This is a genomic window from Halomonas sp. BM-2019 (genome assembly GCF_017584085.1).
On the sequence record NZ_CP071922.1, the window covers coordinates 2,186,563 to 2,188,616 of the forward strand.

Annotated in this window: 2 protein-coding genes; both read right to left on the reverse strand. The window is 51.6% G+C overall.

Features of this window, described 5'->3' with window-relative positions; all coding sequences use genetic code 11:
• A partial coding sequence (locus tag J5F18_RS10840) for a DUF3016 domain-containing protein (RefSeq protein ID WP_346298660.1) occupies positions 1-481 on the reverse strand: 481 nt, incomplete at its 3' end.
• A 172-nt stretch (positions 482-653) separates the two neighbouring features.
• Positions 654-2,054 (reverse strand): chaperonin GroEL (groL, locus tag J5F18_RS10845; RefSeq protein ID WP_346298661.1); only part of this gene is annotated, 1,401 nt, incomplete at its 5' end.

The following is a 2,054-nucleotide window of genomic DNA, read 5'->3' on the forward strand; positions in this document are numbered from 1 at the left end:
AGCGTTCTAGCATGGCTCCCTCGTATTCAATCATTTCTACGCCACGTCGGCGTGTTTGCGCTTCTAAGCGACCCTCACCGGGCATCTCGCGGCCACGCAAGTTCTCATCGCCCGTATGGACAATTGTGCCTTCGGCATCGCTCAGTGTGTAGCTAAAACGCATCCGCGGGTAGAAGCCAGGACGAATGATACGTACCTCTTGCGGTTGCCCTCGTAGGCTATGCATTTCGACATTACCCGCTAAGTCCACATCGGTGACGATAATATCTAGGGTGTAATCCTCAGGAAGCCCTGAGGCTAAGTCAGTAAATTTGCGCTCAAAAGCCGAAAAAAGATTCTCTTGGAACCGACCTTGATGCTGATCAGCAGAACGAATGTCCCGATATTTCTCAGGATTTTCCCACGTCACATTGACGGTTGCTGCGCTTGCGCTCATTGAAAATAGCAATCCCGTGATCACGATTACAATGGCTGTTTTCATGGTGATGCCTCCTCTGAGACCAACTGTTTCATCTACTTATATAGCTTTTACGCAATTAACCAACAAGTGGATGCACCCCACAAAATGGTAAAGAATTGTCAAAGGCCAGCTAAGTAAAAAGGGCAGAACCCGAAGGCCTGCCCTTTATAAAGATCCCTTACGGAGTCTTAAATTACATCATGCCGCCCATGCCCATATCGCCACCTGGCATGGCTGGTGCGTCGTCTTTTGGAAGTTCCGCAACCATGGCTTCGGTGGTGATCATCAGGCCAGCGATTGAACCGGCGAACTGCAATGCAGAACGGGTTACTTTCGTTGGGTCCAAGATACCCATTTCTAGCATGTCGCCATAGGTGTCGTTGCCCGCGTTGTAACCATAGTTACCTTCGCCTGCTTTCACGTTGTTCGCTACAACTGAACCTTCTGCGCCAGCGTTTGCCGCGATTTGACGCAATGGAGACTCCATTGCACGAAGTGCTAGGCGAATACCCACGTTTTGGTCTTCATTGTCGCCGCGCAAATCGCCGAGCTTGCTCGCTGCTCGAACCAGCGCAACACCACCCCCAGGGACCACGCCCTCTTCGACTGCAGCACGAGTCGCGTGCAGCGCGTCCGTGACACGGTCTTTCTTCTCTTTCATTTCAACTTCAGTTGCCGCGCCGACTTTAATCACCGCAACACCGCCAGCCAACTTCGCTAAGCGCTCTTGCAGTTTCTCACGGTCATAATCTGAAGAGGTGTCTTCCATCTGCTGACGGATTTGATTTACGCGACCTTCGATCGCTTTGCTGTCACCAGCACCGTCTACCACAGTGGTATTGTCTTTGCTGATCACAACGCGCTTCGCGCTGCCTAAGTGATCCAGAGTTGCTTTCTCAAGCTCCATACCGATTTCTTCAGAAATCACAGTACCGCCCGTAAGAACAGCAATGTCCTGCAGCATGGCTTTACGACGATCACCGAAACCAGGCGCTTTCACTGCAGCAACTTTAACGATGCCACGCATGTTATTCACAACCAAAGTGGCCAGTGCTTCGCCTTCGACGTCTTCTGCAATCAGAAGCAGAGGCTTACCTGACTTCGCAGAACCTTCCAGGACTGGCAACAACTCACGGATGTTGCTGATCTTCTTGTCGACCAAAAGAATCAGTGGGTTATCCAGCTCGACTTGGCCTGTTTCTTGGTTGTTGATGAAGTAAGGTGACAGGTAACCACGGTCAAACTGCATCCCTTCAACGACTTCCAACTCATCTTCAAGGCCTTGGCCTTCTTCAACAGTAATCACGCCCTCTTTGCCCACTTTGTCCATGGCTTTGGCGATGATTTCACCGATGGTGCTGTCCGAGTTTGCAGAGATAGTACCGACCTGCGCGATCGCTTTGCTGTCTGCGCACGGCTGAGAAATGTTCTTCAGCTCTGCCACCGCAGCAATCACCGCTTTGTCGATGCCGCGCTTCAGATCCATTGGGTTCATACCCGCAGCAACCGCTTTGAGACCTTCAGTGACAATAGACTGCGCGAGCACTGTTGCAGTCGTAGTACCGTCGCCTGCTTCGTCGTTCGCTTTTGACGC